Annotated in this window: 14 protein-coding genes and 1 tRNA gene; 6 read left to right on the forward strand and 9 right to left on the reverse strand. The window is 70.8% G+C overall.

From position 1 onward, the window contains the following. Positions 1-55 precede the first annotated feature (55 nt). The 3 genes from metG to AMK13_RS11480 all read right to left on the reverse strand — a co-directional run bounded on the left by metG (position 56) and on the right by AMK13_RS11480 (position 3,049). Positions 56-1,789 (reverse strand): methionine--tRNA ligase, encoded by a 1,734-nt coding sequence (gene metG / locus AMK13_RS11470; RefSeq protein WP_074002048.1) that lies wholly within the window; start codon positions 1,787-1,789, stop codon positions 56-58. A 214-nt stretch (positions 1,790-2,003) separates the two neighbouring features. Continuing rightward, on the reverse strand, positions 2,004-2,204 hold the full coding sequence (locus tag AMK13_RS11475; RefSeq protein WP_074002049.1) for a DUF397 domain-containing protein: 201 nt from the start codon (positions 2,202-2,204) through the stop codon (positions 2,004-2,006). Further along, complete coding sequence (locus AMK13_RS11480; protein ID WP_063780290.1) at positions 2,201-3,049, reverse strand: helix-turn-helix domain-containing protein; 849 nt, start codon at positions 3,047-3,049, stop codon at positions 2,201-2,203. Before AMK13_RS11480 ends, AMK13_RS11475 begins: the two co-directional genes overlap by 4 nt. Before the next feature lie 371 nt (positions 3,050-3,420). On the opposite strand from AMK13_RS11480, the gene AMK13_RS45850 reads away from it, so the two are divergent. Beyond that, complete coding sequence (locus AMK13_RS45850; protein ID WP_259316694.1) at positions 3,421-3,552, forward strand: hypothetical protein; 132 nt, start codon at positions 3,421-3,423, stop codon at positions 3,550-3,552. Positions 3,553-3,592: 40 nt separating this feature from the next. Here the strand turns inward: AMK13_RS45850 and AMK13_RS11485 are convergent, their stop codons facing one another. Together AMK13_RS11485 and AMK13_RS11490 are read right to left on the reverse strand one after the other, a co-directional pair. Next, entirely contained in the window at positions 3,593-4,195 is a 603-nt protein-coding gene (locus AMK13_RS11485; protein ID WP_074002050.1) for a GNAT family N-acetyltransferase, read from the reverse strand. Between the two features lie 133 nt (positions 4,196-4,328). Further along, entirely contained in the window at positions 4,329-5,612 is a 1,284-nt protein-coding gene (locus AMK13_RS11490; RefSeq protein WP_049656442.1) for an adenylosuccinate synthase, read from the reverse strand. A 126-nt stretch (positions 5,613-5,738) separates the two neighbouring features. On the opposite strand from AMK13_RS11490, the gene AMK13_RS11495 reads away from it, so the two are divergent. The 3 genes from AMK13_RS11495 (at position 5,739) to purM (ending at position 9,667) form a co-directional block, all read left to right on the forward strand. After that, complete coding sequence (locus AMK13_RS11495) at positions 5,739-6,584, forward strand: hypothetical protein (RefSeq protein ID WP_074002051.1); 846 nt, start codon at positions 5,739-5,741, stop codon at positions 6,582-6,584. Positions 6,585-6,915: 331 nt separating this feature from the next. After that, on the forward strand, positions 6,916-8,499 hold the full coding sequence (gene purF / locus AMK13_RS11500; protein ID WP_049654084.1) for an amidophosphoribosyltransferase: 1,584 nt from the start codon (positions 6,916-6,918) through the stop codon (positions 8,497-8,499). 82 nt (positions 8,500-8,581) lie between these two features. Then, positions 8,582-9,667, forward strand: coding sequence for a phosphoribosylformylglycinamidine cyclo-ligase (gene purM, locus AMK13_RS11505; protein WP_074002052.1), 1,086 nt, complete (start codon positions 8,582-8,584; stop codon positions 9,665-9,667). A 149-nt stretch (positions 9,668-9,816) separates the two neighbouring features. On the opposite strand, the gene AMK13_RS11510 is transcribed toward purM, so the two are convergent. Further along, the gene (locus tag AMK13_RS11510) at positions 9,817-10,074 is read right to left on the reverse strand and encodes a DUF3073 domain-containing protein (RefSeq protein ID WP_049654080.1); all 258 of its coding nucleotides are present in this window, start codon (positions 10,072-10,074) and stop codon (positions 9,817-9,819) included. Between the two features lie 382 nt (positions 10,075-10,456). After that, a complete protein-coding gene (locus tag AMK13_RS11515) occupies positions 10,457-11,614 on the reverse strand; it encodes a Glu/Leu/Phe/Val dehydrogenase dimerization domain-containing protein (RefSeq protein WP_074002053.1) in 1,158 nt (385 codons plus the stop codon). 198 nt (positions 11,615-11,812) lie between these two features. Between AMK13_RS11515 and AMK13_RS11520 the strand changes: the two genes are divergently transcribed. Together AMK13_RS11520 and bldC are read left to right on the forward strand one after the other, a co-directional pair. Further along, positions 11,813-12,751 carry a hypothetical protein gene (locus AMK13_RS11520; RefSeq protein ID WP_074002054.1) on the forward strand — a complete coding sequence of 313 codons (939 nt, stop codon included), beginning with the start codon at positions 11,813-11,815 and terminating at the stop codon, positions 12,749-12,751. Positions 12,752-13,238: 487 nt separating this feature from the next. Next, entirely contained in the window at positions 13,239-13,445 is a 207-nt protein-coding gene (gene bldC / locus AMK13_RS11525) for a developmental transcriptional regulator BldC (RefSeq protein ID WP_014137253.1), read from the forward strand. Positions 13,446-13,804: 359 nt separating this feature from the next. Here the strand turns inward: bldC and AMK13_RS11530 are convergent. Next, positions 13,805-13,878: transfer RNA gene (locus AMK13_RS11530), tRNA-Asp, on the reverse strand. 156 nt (positions 13,879-14,034) lie between these two features. Next, positions 14,035-18,015: an ATP-dependent RNA helicase HrpA gene (hrpA, locus tag AMK13_RS11535; protein WP_380719627.1), complete on the reverse strand. Its 3,981-nt coding sequence runs from the start codon at positions 18,013-18,015 to the stop codon at positions 14,035-14,037. Positions 18,016-18,031: the final 16 nt, after the last annotated feature.

An 18,031-nucleotide genomic window follows, 5' to 3' on the forward strand; every position in this document is an offset into this window, starting at 1 on the left:
GCGGGGCCCGGGAATCACCCCGGGCCCCGCCGCCGTCACGCAGCCGTCCAGCCGCTCAGCCCGCCGAGCCGCCGAAGCGCTCCGTCCAGGCCGCCAGGTCCTCGTCCGTGATCTTGGCGAACAGCACCGGCGGCACCGTGAACGCCGTCCCGGCCGGCACCAGGTCCAGCGCCCGCGCCTCCTCCGGGCCGATCCAGTCGCGGGTGGCGGCCGGCGAGTCCGCGGGCAGCGCGAAGGCGCCGCGCATGGCCGCCGCCGTGGTCGGGATGAACGGCTCGGAGACCACCGCGTACAGGTGGATCAGGTTCATCGCGGTGCGCAGGGTCAGCGCCGCCGCCTCCGGGTCGGTCTTCACCTGGAGCCAGGGCGCCTTCTCGTCCAGGTACGCGTTGCCCGCGCTCCACAGCGCGCGCAGGGCCTGCGCCGCCTTGCGGAAGTTGAGCGCGTCCAGCTGGGCCTCGTACTCGGCGAGCAGCCCGGCGACCTGCTCGCCGAGGCGCTGTTCGGCCTCGCCCGGGGCGTGGCCGCCCGGGACGTCGTCGCCGAAGCGCTTGCGGCTGAAGGTGAGCACCCGGTTGACGAAGTTGCCGAGGGTGTCGGCGAGGTCCTTGTTGACGACCGAGGCGAACAGGTCCCAGGTGAAGCTGGAGTCGTCCGACTCGGGTGCGTGCGCCATCATGAAGTAGCGCCAGTAGTCGGCGGGCAGCAGGTCCAGCGCGTCGTTGCCGAAGACGCCGCGCCGCTGGCTGGTGGAGAACTTCCCGCCGTAGTACGTCAGCCAGTTGAAGGCCTTGACGTAGTCGACCTTCTTCCAGGGGCGGCGCGAGCCGAGCAGCGTGGCCGGGAACATCACGGTGTGGAACGGGACGTTGTCCTTGCCCATGAACTCGGTGTACCGGACGCTCTCGTCGGCCTCGTACCACCAGGACTTCCAGTCCCGCAGGTGCCCGGCCGGGGCCGCGTCCGCCCACTCCTTGGCGGCGCCGATGTACTCGATCGGGGCGTCGAACCAGACGTAGAACACCTTGCCCTCGGCGGCCAGTTCGGGCCACACGTCGGCCGGCACCGGGACGCCCCACTCCAGGTCGCGGGTGATCGAGCGGTCCTGGAGGCCCTCGGTCAGCCACTTGCGGGCGATCGAGGAGGCCAGCACCGGCCAGTCGTCGGCGTGGGCGTCGATCCAGTCCTCGACCTCCTCGGTGAGCTTGGACTGGAGCAGGAACAGGTGGCGGGTCTCCCGGACCTCCAGGTCGGCGCTGCCGCTGATCGCCGAGCGCGGCTCCAGCAGGTCGGTCGGGTCCAGCACCCGGGTGCAGTTCTCGCACTGGTCGCCGCGGGCCTTGTCGTAGCCGCAGTGCGGGCAGGTGCCGACGATGTAGCGGTCCGGCAGGAAGCGGCCGTCGGCGTTGGAGTACACCTGGCGGATCGCGCGCTCCTCGATGAAGCCGTTGCGCTGGAGCTCGCGGGCGATCTCCTGGGTGATCTCCCGGTTCTGCGGCGAGGAGCTGCGGCCGAAGTGGTCGAAGGAGAGCCCGAAGCCGTCGTACACCGCCCGCTGCGCGTCGTGCGCCCGGGCGCAGAACTCCGCGACCGGCAACCCGGCTTCCTGGGCGGCGAGTTCGGCGGGCGTGCCGTGCTCGTCGGTGGCGCAGATGAACAGCACCTCGTGCCCGCGTCGGCGCAGGTAGCGGGCGTAGACGTCCGCCGGGAGCATGGACCCGACCATGTTGCCCAGGTGCTTGATCCCGTTGATGTACGGAAGGGCGCTGGTGATCAGGTGCCGAGCCATCCTCGGATGCTCCGATTTCTCCCGCACGCGCACCCCACCCGGAGTGCCGTGTCGGGCGCAGGGTCCACTGTGGGCTGCCAGCCTAGGGCAAGGAGCGGGGGCCGGGGCGCAAGGAGCGGGGCCGGTCGGCGGCGCCGCCGCACGCGCCGGGCGGGGCCGGGAATCACGGCCGGGATCACGGCCGGACGTCAGGGTCGGACGTCAGGGTTGGGCATCAGGGCCGGGTGAAGTCCCCGTACCGGTCGAACTCCCCGGACTTCACCCCGCGGACGAAGGCGGCCCACTTGCGCGGGGTGGTCCGCACGACGACCTCGGGCCGGTCCGACTCGCGGATCTCCACCAGTTCGCCCGCGGCTCTGACCTCGACGCAGTCGGTGCTCTCACCGCTGGCCGAGGCCTTGCGCCAGGTATTCATGCGAAGTCTTTCAGCAAGCACCGGATGAACTCCCGGGACTCGTCCGGTCCGAGCGCGATCGCCGCGGTCTCCTCCTTGATCCGGCGGTAGGAGGCCAGTTCGACCTGGGTGTGCACGAATGTCGGCCCGTGGGAGAGATCGATCTGGACGGTGTCGAGCTCCGGGACGGGCCCGCGGGCGAGGTACAGGCTCTCCCCGGAGCCGGTGTAGGTGGGCACGCTGAACGGGATCACCCGGATCTCCACCCCGGGCCGTTCGGAGTTCTCCAGCAGGCCCCGCAGCTGGTCGCGCAGCACGTCCGGGCCGCCGAACTGCATGCGCAGCGCGGATTCGTGGAGGAATGCGCTGTACGGCTTCGGGTGGTCGACGAAGATCTGCTGGCGCCGGATCCGGAACGCCTTCCGGATGTCCGCCTCCTGCCGGTACTGGGGGGGAAGCCGCTCGAACACCGCGGCGGCGTAGTCCGGGGTCTGCAGCAGGCCGGGGATGAAGGTGCTGTTCAGGATGGACAGGGAGGAGGCGTGGTGCTCCATCTCCGCGATGTCGATGATCGCGTTCGGCAGCCGGCCGCGGTAGCCGTCCCACCAGTACTTGCGCCGGTCCTGCGTCATCGCCAACAGGGCGTCCAGGTAAGGGCCGTCCTCGCAGCCGCAGGTGTGCGCCCAGATCCGGAGCCGCTCGGCGCTGATGCCCGACTTCCCGTTCTCCATCTGGGAGATCTTGGGCAGGTCGGTGCCGATGGTGGCGGCCAGGCTCTTGGGCGTGACGCCCACGAGCTCGCGCATCCTGCGCAACTCGATCCCGAGGCGCTGCTGGCGCACGGTCGGCGACAAGCGGGGTGGCATGACTCTCTTCTCCGGGTCGCGGCTCGCGTCGATGCTTCCGGTGAAGTGTGCCGCGCGTACCGGGCCCTAGCTACCAAAATGGGGGATACCCCACGATGGAGTGAACGTCTTCCCGCTCGGTAGCAACTCTGGCACCTTGACCCTATGGTCATCCGTGTCACTCACTGACTTGTTGCCGCCTAAACAGTCGTCAAACAGTCGTCTAACGGCCGACATTCGGCCGTAATGACACATCAGATGCATGGTCGCGGCGCCCGAAATCACCGACCGGAGACAGCCATGCCACTCCCCACGCCCCTCGGCCCTCCCCACCGGCCCCATCCACCCCGGCGCATTTCCGCATCCCGGTGAATGCGCTTCTCGTCGCCGGATTGTCGGCGCTCCTGCTCGCCGTCCTGTTCGTCGGCTGGCTGGTCTGGCTGGTGAACATCCAGGCCTGTGAACCCCGCGCGGCCAAGCGCGAGTTCGCGGCCGGCCATTCCGCCCGAGGCGAGCGGAAATAGCCTCCGCGCCCCCTTCGCCGCACTCCGCCGGTCCGGCGGCTCAGCCCCGTGAAAGCCGCTCGGTCAGACGGGACTTGGCCGCCGGCCACTCCTCGGCGAGCATCGAGAAGTAGGCGCTGTCCCGCCAGGTGCCGTCGGGGCGCCGGCGGTGGCGGCGGAGGGTGCCCTCGTACTGGGCGCCGAGGCGCTGGATCGCGGTGCGGGAGCGCTCGTTGCGGGCATCGGTCTTCCAGAAGACGCGGCCCATGCCGAGGTCCTCGAACGCGTGGGAGAGGAGCAGCAGTTTGGCCTCGGTGTTGACCGCCGTGCGCCAGACCGAGCGGGCGTACCAGGTGCCGCCGATCTCGACGGACTCGTCCTGCGCGCTGAGGTCGTGGTAGCCGGTGACGCCGACGGCCCGGCCGCTCGCGAGGTCGACGGCGGCGAAGTTCACCGAGTCGCCGGCCGCCGCCTCGGCGACGCGGATGTCGAGGACCGCGCCGAACTCCTGCTCCGAGACGGGCGGCAGGTGCATGGTCCAGCGCCAGACCTCGGGGTCGGAGCCGACGGCCGTCCAGAGGTCGGCGAGGTGGCGGCGCTCCAGCGGCTCCAGGCGGATGTGGCGGCCGGTGAGGACGACGGGTGAGGGCAGCTTCGCGGTCATGATCCGAACGTAGCGCCGCTCTGCACTAGAAGCAAGAGATGTTTGTACTAGTGCAAATCTGCCGCGCGAGGCAAACGAGGGCCCCGCGGGACGGATCCCGCGGGGCCCTCGAAGTGTCAGCCGAGGATCAGGCTCAGATGAACGAGTTGATCTGGATCGTCTCGTCGCGGCCCGGGCCGACGCCGATGGCCGAGATTGGCGCGCCCGACATCTCCTCCAGCGCCTTCACGTACGCCTGGGCGTTCTTCGGCAGCTCGGCGAAGGTCTTCGCCTTGCTGATGTCCTCGGTCCAGCCCGGCAGCGTCTCGTAGATCGGCTTGGCGTGGTGGAAGTCCGACTGGTTGTAGGGGAGCTCCTCGACGCGCTTGCCGTCGATCTCGTACGCGACGCAGACCGGGATCTGCTCCCAGCCGGTCAGCACGTCCAGCTTGGTGAGGAAGAAGTCGGTGAGGCCGTTGACCCGGGTCGCGTAGCGCGCGATGACGGCGTCGAACCAGCCGCAGCGGCGGTCGCGGCCGGTGGTGACACCGCGCTCGCCACCGATCCGGCGCAGCGCCTCGCCGTCCTCGTCGAGCAGCTCGGTCGGGAACGGGCCGGAGCCGACGCGGGTGGTGTAGGCCTTGAGGATGCCGATGACCCGGTCGATCTTGGTCGGGCCGATGCCGGCGCCGGTGCAGGCGCCGCCCGCGGTCGGGTTCGACGAGGTCACGAAGGGGTACGTGCCGTGGTCGACGTCGAGCAGGGTGCCCTGGCCGCCCTCCAGCAGGACGACCTTGTCGGCCTTCAGCGCCTCGTCCAGGACGAGGGTGGTGTCGGCGAGGAAGGGCTTGATCTTCTCCGCGTAGCCCAGGTACTCCTCGACCACCAGGTCGGCCGGGATGGTGCGGCGGTTGTACAGCTTGACCAGGATCTGGTTCTTGTCGTGCAGCGCCGCCTCGATCTTCTGGCGCAGGATCGACTCGTCGAACAGGTCCTGGACCCGGATGCCGACGCGGTTGATCTTGTCCGCGTAGGTCGGACCGATGCCGCGGCCGGTGGTGCCGATCCGGCGCTTGCCGAGGAAGCGCTCGGTGACCTTGTCCAGGGTGCGGTGGTACGGCGTGATCAGGTGGGCGTTGCCCGAGATCAGCAGCTTGGAGGTGTCGATGCCGCGGTCGTTCAGGCCGGCCAGCTCGGAGAGCAGCACGGCCGGGTCGATCACGACGCCGTTGCCGATCACCGGCGTCACGTTCGGGCTGAGGATGCCGGAAGGGAGCAGGTGCAGGGCGTACTTCTGGTCACCGATGACCACCGTGTGACCGGCGTTGTTGCCGCCCTGGTAGCGGACCACGTAGTCCACGGAGCCACCGAGGAGGTCGGTGGCCTTCCCCTTGCCCTCGTCTCCCCACTGAGCGCCAACGAGCACGAGTGCCGGCACAGGCGTACACCCCTTCCGGTTGGGGCATCCTGCGTAGGCCGCAGTCTGCCCCGAGATAGACGAAGCCCCTGGCGCAATGGCGCAAGGGGCTCTTGCACCGAGAGATTACCTGAGGAAGGACCGGTCGTGTCGTCCCTGTCCACGCCTGCTACCGGCGGCCCGGAGCCGCTCCTGCTGCTCCTCGACCCGGTGGCCCGGCAGACCGACGGCGAGTCGGTGCGGATCGCGAAGGACGTGCTCTGCGGGGGAGCGGACGTCAAGGTGGTCTTTCCGGAGAGCCCTTCCGAGCTCGACCGGGTGCTTTCGCACCGGGGTCGGAGGCGACCGGTGGTGATCGGTTCCGACCTCGCTCTGCAGCGGGTGCTCCAGGCCCTGCACCGCCAGCGTGAGCTGGGCGACGAACCGGTGGGGATGGTTCCGGTCGGCCGCTCGGAGGAGCTGGTCGCGGCCCGCGCGCTCGGCGTGCCGGGGGAGCCGGTCCGGGCCGCGCGGGCGGTGCTCTCGGGCGCGCCGCGCCGGCTGGACCTGCTGGTCGACGACGGCGGCGGGGTGGCGCTGGGCGGGGTGCGGATCACCGGCGGGGCCGCGCGCCGTCCGGTGGGCCGTCCGGGGGGCTGGCGTTCGCTATGGGCGAAACTGGCTGCGGCCGAGCAGGCGAACGCACTCACCCCGGACGGCACCGACCACGGCTCCCGGGTCCGGGTCGAGGCCGACGGCCGACTGCTCGCGGACGTCCACCGGCCGGTCCGGCTGGTCCAGGTCTCGCTCCCGGCCGGCGCCTCGCACGGAACGGGCGAGATGGAGGTGGTGGTCGCCGCCTCCGGCGCCCTGGTGCGGGCCCGGGCGGCGAGCGTCTCGGTGGTCGGGCGCGGCTTCGGCTACGAGGCGGACGGCCATCCGGTCGGCCCGGTCCGGGCCCGGACCTGGACGGTGCACCCGGGGGCCTGGGGCCTGCTGCTGCCCGCGGCCTGACGGGAGAACCACCGGCGGGCTGACGAGGGAGCCACCGGCGGGCAGCCGGGGAACCACGGGCGGACGACCGCCGGACGACCGCCGGGCGACCGGTGGGGGAACCCCGGGTGAGCAGGCTCACGTTCGTCCGCCCCCCGACCCCCGCCGTCGCGCACACCGAACTCCCCAACAGGCGCGAACCGCAAGGCCAACCGCCACGCGCCGGAATTCCCCCCACCCGAAATGCCGGACCGGTAAGGGGTTTTGTCTACGCGCGTTAACTCGCGATCGCGGGACAAAGCCGCAGTCCCGGGGTCCGGAAGCCCGGGTCAACTGCCCTAGACTCGAAGGCGTGCCACGTGGTGACGGAAGACTCAACCACGATCTTCTTCCCGGTGAGAAAGGCCCCCAGGACGCTTGTGGCGTCTTCGGTGTCTGGGCTCCCGGCGAGGAGGTCGCCAAGCTCACGTTCTTCGGCCTTTACGCCCTGCAGCACCGCGGTCAGGAATCCGCGGGCATCGCAGTGAGCAACGGCTCCCAGATTCTCGTCTTCAAGGACATGGGGCTCGTCTCCCAGGTCTTCGACGAGGCATCGCTGGGGTCCTTGCACGGGCATATCGCCGTCGGACACGCCCGCTACTCGACCACCGGTTCCTCGGTCTGGGAGAACGCCCAGCCGACCTTCCGCGCGACCGTTCACGGTTCGCTGGCCCTCGGGCACAACGGAAACCTGGTGAACACCGCCGAACTGGCGGCCATGGTCGCCGAACTGCCCGGCGAGGAGCACGTCTCGCGCTCCGGCCGGAACGCCGCGACCAACGACACCGACCTGGTGACGGCCCTGCTCGCCGGCCACCCGGACCTCTCCATCGAGGAGACGGCCAAGGTCGTGCTGCCCAAGGTCAAGGGCGCGTTCTCGCTCGTCTTCATGGACGAGCACACCCTCTACGCCGCCCGTGACCCGCAGGGCATCCGCCCGCTGGTGCTCGGCCGGCTGGAGCGCGGCTGGGTGGTCGCCTCCGAGACGGCGGCGCTGGACATCTGCGGCGCCTCCTTCATCCGCGAGGTCGAGCCGGGCGAGCTCATCGCCATCGACGAGAACGGCATGCGCAGCTCGCGGTTCGCCGAGGCCAAGCCCAAGGGCTGCGTCTTCGAGTACGTCTACCTGGCCCGCCCCGACACCTCCATCGCCGGCCGCAACGTGCACCTCTCCCGCGTGGAGATGGGCCGCCGGCTGGCCAAGGAGGCGCCCGTCGAGGCCGACCTGGTGATAGCGACGCCCGAGTCCGGCACCCCCGCCGCGATCGGCTACGCCGAGGCCAGCGGCATCCCGTACGGCTCCGGCCTGGTGAAGAACGCCTACGTGGGCCGCACCTTCATCCAGCCCAGCCAGACCATCCGCCAGCTCGGCATCCGGCTCAAGCTCAACCCGCTGCGCGAGGTCATCGCCGGCAAGCGCCTGGTGGTCGTGGACGACTCGATCGTGCGCGGCAACACCCAGCGCGCGCTGGTGAAGATGCTGCGCGAGGCCGGCGCCGCCGAGGTGCACATCCGGATCTCCTCGCCGCCGGTGAAGTGGCCCTGCTTCTTCGGCATCGACTTCGCCACCCGCGCGGAGCTGATCGCCAACGGCATGACCATCGAGGAGATCGGCCGCACGCTCGGCGCGGACTCGCTCTCCTACATCTCGATCGACGGCATGATCGAGGCCACCAAGCAGCCCAAGGACCGGCTCTGCCGGGCCTGCTTCGACGGCGAGTACCCGATGGAGCTGCCCGACCCGGCGCTGCTCGGCAAGCTCCTGCTGGAGGCCGAGATCAAGGGCGGCCAGCAGCCGCCCGCCGTCCGCGGCAAGCCGACCAGCGGCAGCGACCTGGACGGCGTCCAGTCGCTGCTCGGCGGGGCGGGCGCGGCCGACGCGCTGCGCCGCCCGTAAGAACGCACGGTGGGGTCCCGCGAACCGGGGCCCCACCGCTGTTTCCGAACCACCCCCACCTGACCCGAAAGGGCCGCACGCAGTGACCAGCAACCAGAACGGCGCCACCTACGCCGCCGCCGGTGTCGACATCGAGGCGGGCGACCGCGCCGTCGAGCTCATGAAGCAGTGGGTGAAGAAGGCCAACCGCCCCGAGGTGGTCGGCGGTCTCGGCGGCTTCGCCGGCCTCTTCGACGCGTCCGCCTTCAAGAACTACGAGCGGCCGCTGCTGGCCTCGGCCACCGACGGCGTGGGGACCAAGGTGGCCATCGCGGCCGCCATGGACAAGCACGACACCATCGGCCACGACCTGGTCGGCATGGTCGTCGACGACCTGGTGGTCTGCGGCGCCGAGCCGCTGTTCATGACCGACTACATCTGCGTCGGCAAGGTCGTCCCGGAGCGGGTCGCCTCGATCGTCAAGGGCATCGCCGAGGGCTGCGCGCTGGCCGGCTGCGCCCTGGTCGGCGGCGAGACCGCCGAGCACCCGGGCCTGCTGGGTCCGGACGAGTACGACGTCGCGGGTGCCGGCACCGGTGTGGTGGAGGCCGACGGGCTGCTCGGCGCGGACCGGGTCCGGGCCGGCGACGTGGTGATCGCGATGGCCGCCTCCGGCCTGCACTCCAACGGCTACTCGCTGGTCCGCCACGTGCTGCTGAACGAGGCCGGCTGGAAGCTGGACCGCAAGGTCGAGGAGTTCGGCCGGACCCTCGGCGAGGAGCTGCTGGAGCCGACCCGGATCTACTCGCTGGACTGCCTGGCGCTCACCCGCGCCACCGAGGTGCACGCCTTCTCGCACGTCACCGGCGGCGGCCTGGCGGCCAACCTGGCCCGGGTCGTCCCGGACGGCCTGCACGCCCGCCTGGACCGCGGCACCTGGACCCCGCTGCCGGTCTTCCGGACCGTCGCCGAGGTCGGCAAGGTGGCCACCCTGGAGATCGAGAAGACGCTGAACATGGGCGTCGGCATGGTCGCGGTCGTCCCGCCGCACTCGGTGGACGCCGTGCTGTCGATCCTGGAGGACCGCGGCGTGGAGGCCTGGCTGCTCGGCGACATCGTCGAGCGCGGCGAGGAGCACGAGGGCGGCGCGGCCCTCTACAACGCCTACGAGGGCTTCCGGGCGAACTGACCCGGCGCTGACGACGGAAGGGCCCCTCCGGAGCTCCGGAGGGGCCCTTCCGTCGTCAGGACCGGCCCGCGCGGCGACCGCCGTACGCGGGAACGCCGAAGACCGGCCCGGCGCCCAGGGCGCCCGGACCGGTCCGGCGGGACTGCTTGTTACGAGCGGCGGGAGGCCTGCGACGGCCCGGTGCCCGGCTCGGTGTCGCCGTCGTCGTCGAGGTCGGCGTAGCGGGCGGCGTACTCCGCGTACGGGTCGTCGTCCTCCTCCTCCTCGATCGGCTCCGGCTCGATCGAAGCGGTGGACGGCGATACGCCCAGCTCGTTGGACAGACGGTTAGCGTCGAACCCGCCGCTGTTGTACTTCAGCTCGCGGGCGACCTTCGTCTGCTTGGCCTTGGCCCGGCCGCGCCCCATGGGTCGACCCCCTCAACGATGGGGCTCACGGCCCCGAGTCTGACACGTGTTCATGATCAGGACCGGCCTGCCCGAATGGGAGGACCGTCCCTTGGAGCATTAACGGTACCTGTTTCCGCCGCTGGACGGTACGTCGTCAGTGTGACGTGGCGCGCACCGACCGCACCCGCGACCAGGTCTTCCCAGGTCAAGGGAGGTTTTGCGGCGTTTTGCGCGCTGTCCAGAGGTGTCTTGGGTCCGTCGTTCCAGGACTGATTATCCCCCCTAGGGGGGCTTCGGATCACCCGTTCGGCCGGAGAAGTGAGAATCCGGTTCCACATCGTGATGCGCGGGGGGCCACTGGGACGGCCCCCCGCGCGCCACGGGGTCGGCTGGTGACCCGTCAGCCGCGGCGGGCGCCGGGCAGCAGCACCGTGCGCAGGGCGCTGATCTCGCGCATCCGCTTCTCGGCCAGGCGGTCGGCCGCGACCGCCGGCGGGACGCCGTCGGCCGTCGCCCGGGTGAAGATCTCCAGGGTGGTGTCGAAGATCTTCGTGGCCTTGTTCTTGGCCCGCTCGAAGTTGAAGCCGTCGATCTCGTCGGCGACCTGGATGACGCCGCCGGAGTTCACCAGGTAGTCCGGGGCGTAGAGGATGCCGCGGTCGGCGAGGTCCTTCTCGACGCCCGGGTGGGACAGCTGGTTGTTGGCCGCGCCGCAGACGATCGAGGTGCCGAAGCCGCCCAGCGCCGCGACGACGTCGTCGGTCAGCGCGCCGCCGAGGGCGCAGGGGGCGTAGACGTCCAGCTTCGCCTGGAGCAGGGCGGCGGTGTCGGCGACCACCTCGACCTCGGGGTGGGCCGCGCGCACGCGGTTGACGGCGGCCTCGAAGGGGTCGGTGACGACGACCGTGGCGCCGTCCGCGACCAGGTGGCCGACCAGGTAGTGGCCGACCTTGCCGACGCCCGCGACGCCGACCCGCTTGCCGCGCAGGGTCGGCTGGCCCCAGCGGGCCTGGGCGGTGGCGCGCATGCCCTGGAAGACGCCGAACGCGGTCAGGATGGACGAGTCGCCGGCGCCGCCGTGCTCGGGCGAGCGGCCGGTCACGAACTCGGTCTCGCGGGCGATGACGTCCATGTCCTGGACGTAGGTGCCCACGTCGCAGGCGGTGATGTAGCGGCCGCGCAGGGACTCGACGAAGCGGCCGTAGGCCCGGAGCATCGCCTCGTTCTTGTCCTTGTTCGGGTCGCCGATGATGACGGCCTTGCCGCCGCCGAGGTCCAGCCCGGCCAGCGCGTTCTTGTAGGACATCCCGCGGGACAGGTTCAGCGCGTCCTCCAGCGCCGCCTCCTCGGAGGCGTACGGGAAGAAGCGGGTGCCGCCGAGGGCCGGGCCCAGGGCGGTCGAGTGGATGGCGATGATCGCCTTCAGACCCGAGCTGCGGTCGTGGCAGAGGACGACCTGCTCGTGACCGTCGCCGGGGGCGCCGTCCTGCTCGGTACGGAAGATCCTGCTGAGCACGCCGGGTGCGGGGTGCGTGGCGGGGGTCTGTACGTCGGTCACTGTGGTGACTCCAGTATTGAAGGCCCGCTGCTGTGGTGCGGGCGCCTAGGGCGAAGCGTAGTCGGGGGCGCGCCGCCGGTCCGGCGTCTTGCCCGAGCCGGGGCCGGACGTCCGAGGGGTGAGACGGACGGCGGTGCGGAGTGCGGGCGCGAACGGTGCGGGGGCGCGCTCTCCCGGGGCCGCGCGGCGCGTGCGACCATGCAGGACGTGACCGTCGTACGTACCTCCGTACAGCCGCCCTACGCGGCCCACCTGCGGGTCTACGAGCCGCTGGCCGCCCACCCGGAGCCCGACCGGGCCCGCTGGCAGGCCTGGGCGGCGGAGCACGGGCCGGACGCCGCGGAGCCGGCCCAGCCGGTGGCGGCGGCGGTGCTGGAGGAGCAGCGGGAGGCGCTCGCCGGGCTGGCCGCCCGCACGCCCCGGGCACTGCCCGAGCGGGAGAGCGGGCGGGCGTACCTGCGGCTGGTGGACGGCGTCCTGTACGTCTGCCCGTGGGCGACCAGGCTGCGCAGCTGGCAGGCGCTGGAGGAGCTGCGGGCCGGGGCGCCGGTGGCGCTGCTGGACACCGCGCTGCCGCCGGTGGCCCGGGCGGCCGCCGAGGCGGACCGGGAGCGCTGGCGGGCCGAGCACCCGGACGCCCGGCCGTGGATCCTGACCAGCCGGTGGGAGGTGCCGGTGCACTGGTTCCTGCCGTTCGGGGACGAGGACCGCTGCTTCGTGCCGGGCGGGGACGGGCCGGGCGGGGAGGGGTCGGTGGACGGCCCGGGCGGGGGAGGGGAGCGGGGCGGCCGGCCGGCGGCGCTGTTCTACCTGGTGCCGATGGCGCAGGCGCGCCGACGGGTGGCGCGGGCCTTCCGGGCGCTGCGCGAGGCGGCGCCGGACGGGGACCTGGTGCGGGGCGCGGAGCGGGTCGGGCGCTGGCTGGAGGAGTTCCACCCGCGCTCGCTGGTGGAGCTGGACTACGGGGGCCTGGTGCATCTGCTGGGCCCGGAGCGGCTCCTGGCGGACCGTTCGGCGGGGGAGCTGGAGGAGGGGCTGCGGGCGCTGCGGGCCGGCGACACCGCGGAGGCGCTGCGGGTCCACGGGGAGCTGACGGTGCGGTGGCGCCGGGTGCTGGCGCTGCGGCACGCGAACTGACGTCCGACCGCGCGTGTATGACTGTAAGAGTCCTAAGGGCTGCACATCGGATGACCAAGGTCCCGGTTCGGGTCAATAGCTGCCGAACGTGACACTACTCACCGTTGACGCGAACTTACCCCTATGTGCAAAAATGGGACAACCAGCCCAACTTCACGTGAGCGTGCCCACTTTTGGGTGGTTCTGGAGTCGATGCGTGCTTTGCGGGGAAACGGAGGGTCTGGTCCCCCCGTAACCGGATGTCATCACTATGTGACTGTCCGCTATGGGGTGGTCCATCGCCATCCGTCGGCCTTGAACCCGTGAGGGGTCAATTTTGGCGGTTTGGTCGATAGGGCTGGACGGATGGTGTAGTTGTAGACACCAGGACAAGCCGTTCGTCCTATAACCGACTCGGCCCGTCTATGCCATTTCGGGCATCGCGGGCCAAGGTGCAGAATTTGAAGGATAGAACCGCCCTGGTTCGGTTCTCCCGAGGAGGCCGCTCATGACCGCTCGTACCCCTGATGCTGAGCCGCTGCTGACGCCGGCAGAGGTTGCCACCATGTTCCGCGTGGACCCGAAGACGGTCACCCGCTGGGCCAAGGCAGGCAAGCTGACGTCGATTCGCACGCTCGGTGGTCACCGCCGTTACCGTGAGGCGGAGGTGCGCGCTCTGCTGGCTGGGATTCCCGCCCAGCGTACTGAGGCCTGATAGGCCGAAGGCTCTTTTAAAGGGGCCGCTTACCGGACTCCGCCGGGTCCGGTAAGCGGCCCCTTTGTCGTGCCCGCCCGAGGGTGTTCGGGCGTCGGCCGAGTGGTCGGAATGTTGAACTCCGGATAACGATTTGATGCGCGTGGGGTGGGGGGGATTTACAGTGAATAGCTGTACAATTTTACATATTAAATTAACGGGGTTCCGGAGAGGGCTCCACGAGGCCGGCTCCGGAGGGGACCGGGTGACGACCGTCACACGGTCTGTCACTTGTGGTCTAGACCTACTCGGGGTAAAGGGCCGAACGGCCAAAAGCGAGAGGCCCGGAACCTGACGGTTCCGGGCCTCTCGCGTTGCGGCGATCCCGACGGGACTTGAACCCGCGACCTCCACCTTGACAGGGTGGCGAGCTAACCAACTGCTCCACGGGACCAGGGTTTCCTGATCTCGTTCACTCGCTTGCCGCGCTGCGAACAAGACAGACTGTAGCCCATGGTGGGCCCCCAGGTCGAACTGGCTCCTGAACGCCCACCCGCACCCGTCCGCAGCTCACAGCACCGGCGGGGGCGGTCACCCGCCCCCGCCCGGGTCAGAGCGTCGCCCGCGCCGCGTCCATCGCCTTCATGATCCGCTTCTCCGAGACCGGGCTCGGCGTGCCCAGCGACTGGGCGAAGAAACTGACCCGCAGCTCCTCGATCATCCAGCGGATCGCCCGCACCTCCGCGGACGGCTGGTGCCCGGCCGGCACCGCCGCCAGCAGCTCCCCGTACGCCTGCTGGACCTGCTGCACCTTCAGCAGCTGCTGGGCGTCCCGCTGCGGGTGGTTGGGCAGCGCCTCCAGGCGGCGGTCCACCGCCAGCAGGTAGCGCTTGAGGTCCGGCAGCCGCTGCCAGCCGGTGGCCGTCACGAAGCCCGGGTGCACCAGCGAGGCCAGGTGCAGCCGGACGTCGTTCACCGCGTTCAGCAGCACCGGGCTGCTCACCGACTTCAGCCGGGTCGAGGCCTTGTGGAAGGCGATCAGCGCGGTGGCCGTCTTCAGGGTGGTGTCCGCGGACAGGTCGTACAGGTCCGCGCGCACCTTGTCGTGCAGCTTCCCGAAGGCCGCCTCGTCCCAGGCCGGGCCGCCGTTCAGGGCCATCAGCCGGTCCGTCGCGGCCGACACCACGTCCTCGAACAGGGCGGTGATCGAACCGTGCGGGCTGTGCGAGAGCGCCAGCTTCGCCTGGTTGCCCAGCCGGCCCTGGATCGACTTGGCCGGGGAGTTGGTGGTCAGCGTCAGCAGCCGCCGCGTCCCCTCCCACATCGACCGGGCCTGCGCCTCCGGGGTGTCGAACAGCTTGACGCCGACCGACGGCCCCTCGTCCACCAGTGCCGGGTAGGCGCGCATCGAGTGGCCGCGCGAGCGCTGCTCGAAGGTGCGCTGGAGCACCGGCAGCGAGGCCGGCCAGGCGGTCAGCCCGCTCTGCTCGATGCCCTGGCCGGAGGCGGCCGAGGAGAGCGTCTCCTTGAGCTTGGGCTTGAGCTTCAGCCGCAGCTCCTCCAGGTCCTTGGACTCGGCGAGCTTGCGGCGCCCGTCCACCACCCGGAAGGTCACCTTGAGGTGGTCGGGGACCCGTTCGTCGTCCCAGGCCTCCGGGGGCACGGTGACCGCCGTCAGGCGCTTCAGGGCGTGCTCCAGGGCCGGGAGGAGCGGTTCCTGGCGGTCCTTCACCGCGCGCAGCGCCGCCTTGGCGAAGTCCGGCGCCGGGACGAAGTTGCGGCGGACCGCCTTCGGCAGCGACTTGATGTACGCGGTGACCAGCTCCTCCCGCAGACCGGGGATCTGCCAGTCGAAGCCCTCCGCGGTGACCTGGTTGAGCACCGGCAGCGGGATGTGCACCGTCACGCCGTCCGCGTCGCTGCCCGGCTCGAACTGGTAGGTCAGCTTGAAGCGGAGCTTGCCCTGCTGCCAGTGGTCCGGGTAGTCGGCCTCGGTGACGCCGCCCGCGGCGTCGTTGATCAGCATCGACTTCTCGAAGTTCAGCAGGTCCGGCTGCTCGTGCCGGGCCTTCTTCCACCAGGAGTCGAAGTGCCGGGTGGAGACGACCTCCTCGGGCAGCCGGGCGTCGTAGAACTCGAACAGGGTCTGGTCGTCGACCATGATGTCCCGGCGGCGGGCCCGGTTCTCCAGCTCCTCGACCTCGCCGAGCAGCTTGCGGTTCTCCGCGAAGAACCGGTGGTGGGTCTCCCAGTCGCCCTCGACCAGCGCGTTGCGGATGAACAGCTCGCGGCAGAGCTCCGGGTCGATCCGCCCGTAGTTGACCTTGCGCTGGGCGACGACCGGCATCCCGTAGAGGGTCACCTTCTCGTACGCCATGACGGCGCCGGCCTTCTTCTCCCAGTGCGGCTCGCTGTAGCTCCGCTTGATCAGGTGGCCGGCCAGCGGCTCGACCCACTCCGGCTCGATCTTCGCGTTGATCCGCGCCCAGAGCCGGGAGGTCTCCACCAGCTCGGCCGACATCACCCAGCGCGGCGGCTTCTTGAACAGGCCGGAGCCCGGGAAGACCGCGAAGCGGGCGCCGCGCGCGCCGCCGTACTCGCGCTTCTCCACGTCGAACAGGCCGATGTGGGAGAGCAGGCCGGCCAGCAGCGACTGGTGGATCCGGTCGGCGTCCGGCTCGGCGTCCTCGTGCGGCTCCTCGATCGTGACGCCCAACTGCTTGGCGACGGTGCGCAGCTGGACGTAGATGTCCTGCCACTCCCGTATCCGCAGGTAGTTGAGGAACTCCGACTTGCACATCCGGCGGAACGCCGAGGAGGAGAGCTCCCGCTGCTGCTCCCGGACGTAGCGCCACATCGCCAGGTAGGAGAGGAAGTCGGAGGTCTCCGAGTTGAACCGCTTGTGCCGCTCGTCGGCGGCCTGGCGCTTCTCGGCCGGGCGCTCGCGCGGGTCCTGGATGGAGAGCGCGGCGGCGATCACCATGACGTCGCGGACGCAGCCGTTGCGGTCCGCCTCCAGCACCATGCGGGCCATCCGCGGGTCCACCGGGAGCTGGGCGAGCTTGCGGCCGAGCGCGGTCAGGCGCTTGCGCGGGTCCTTCTCGTCCGGGTCCAGCGCGCCCAGCTCGTGCAGCAGGTGGACGCCGTCCTTGATGTTGCGCGAGTCCGGCGGGTCCAGGAACGGGAAGGCGGCGATGTCGCCGAGGCCGGCCGCGGTCATCTGGAGGATCACCGAGGCCAGGTTGGTGCGCAGGATCTCGGCGTCGGTGAACTCGGGGCGGGAGAGGAAGTCCTCCTCCGAGTAGAGCCGGATGCAGATGCCGTCCGAGGTGCGGCCGCAGCGGCCCTTGCGCTGGTTGGCGCTGGCCTGGCTGATCGCCTCGATCGGCAGCCGCTGCACCTTGGTGCGGTGGCTGTAGCGGGAGATCCGGGCGGTGCCCGGGTCGATCACGTACTTGATGCCGGGGACGGTCAGCGAGGTCTCGGCGACGTTGGTGGCCAGCACGATCCGGCGGCTGCGCGAGCGCTGGAAGACCCTGTGCTGCTCGGCCGAGCTGAGCCGGGCGTACAGCGGCAGGACCTCGGTGTTCTTCAGCTTCAGCTTGTCGAGGGCGTCCGCGGTGTCGCGGATCTCGCGCTCGCCGGAGAGGAAGACCAGGATGTCGCCCGGGCCCTCGGCCTGGAGCTCCTCGGCGGCCTCGCAGATCGCCTGGACCTGGTCCCGGTCCCGGTCGCGGTCGACCTCGTCCGCCTCGTCGTCCCCGTCCTCGGCGAGCGGCCGGTAGCGGACCTCCACCGGGTAGGTGCGCCCGGAGACCTCGACGATCGGGGCGTCGCCGAAGTGGCGGGCGAAGCGCTCCGGGTCGATGGTCGCGGAGGTGATCACGACCTTGAGGTCCGGGCGGCGGGGGAGCAGCTGCTTGACGTAGCCGAGGATGAAGTCGATGTTGAGGCTGCGCTCGTGCGCCTCGTCGATGATCAGGGTGTCGTACTGGTGCAGGTCGCGGTCGGTCTGGATCTCCGCGAGCAGGATGCCGTCCGTCATCAGCTTGACCAGGGTGTCCTGGCCGACCTGGTCGGTGAACCGGACCTTCCAGCCGACCGCCTCGCCGAGCGGGCTGTCCAGCTCCTCCGCGACCCGCTCCGCCACCGTGCGGGCGGCGATCCGGCGCGGCTGGGTGTGGCCGACCAGGCCGCGCACGCCGCGGCCCAGCTCCAGGCAGATCTTCGGGATCTGGGTGGTCTTGCCGGAGCCGGTCTCGCCCGCGACGATCACCACCTGGTGGTCCCGGATCGCCGCCAGGATCTCGTCCTTCTTCTGGCTGACCGGGAGCTCGGCGGGATAGCCGATCTCCGGCACGGCCTTCCGGCGGCGCTCGACGACCAGCTCGGCGCGGTCGATGTCGGCGGCGATCTCGGCGGCGACCTTCTGCCGGGCCTCGGGCTTGCGGACCCGACGGGCCCCCTCCAGCCGGCGCCCGATCCGCACCTGGTCGCGCAGGGTCAGCTCGGGCAGACGGGCGGCCAGCTCGCCGATTCCGGGGCCGCCCTCGGCGGGTACGGTGGCGGACTGGACTGCGGGAGAACTCACTGCGGGCATCCCTCTA

The sequence above is a fragment of the Streptomyces sp. CB02056 genome (assembly GCF_001905545.1).
Classification (GTDB): Bacteria; Actinomycetota; Actinomycetes; order Streptomycetales; family Streptomycetaceae; genus Kitasatospora.

What these genes read in the sequence shown, in the direction of transcription:
- metG (WP_074002048.1), bottom strand. Translation starts at nt 1,789, where the DNA reads ATGGCTCGGCACCTGATCACCAGCGCCCTTCCGTACATCAACGGGATC.
- AMK13_RS11475 (WP_074002049.1), bottom strand. Translation starts at nt 2,204, where the DNA reads ATGAATACCTGGCGCAAGGCCTCGGCCAGCGGTGAGAGCACCGACTGC.
- AMK13_RS11480 (WP_063780290.1), bottom strand. Translation starts at nt 3,049, where the DNA reads ATGCCACCCCGCTTGTCGCCGACCGTGCGCCAGCAGCGCCTCGGGATC.
- AMK13_RS11485 (WP_074002050.1), bottom strand. Translation starts at nt 4,195, where the DNA reads ATGACCGCGAAGCTGCCCTCACCCGTCGTCCTCACCGGCCGCCACATC.
- AMK13_RS11510 (WP_049654080.1), bottom strand. Translation starts at nt 10,074, where the DNA reads ATGGGGCGCGGCCGGGCCAAGGCCAAGCAGACGAAGGTCGCCCGCGAG.
- AMK13_RS11520 (WP_074002054.1), top strand. Translation starts at nt 11,813, where the DNA reads ATGCAGGACGTGACCGTCGTACGTACCTCCGTACAGCCGCCCTACGCG.
- bldC (WP_014137253.1), top strand. Translation starts at nt 13,239, where the DNA reads ATGACCGCTCGTACCCCTGATGCTGAGCCGCTGCTGACGCCGGCAGAG.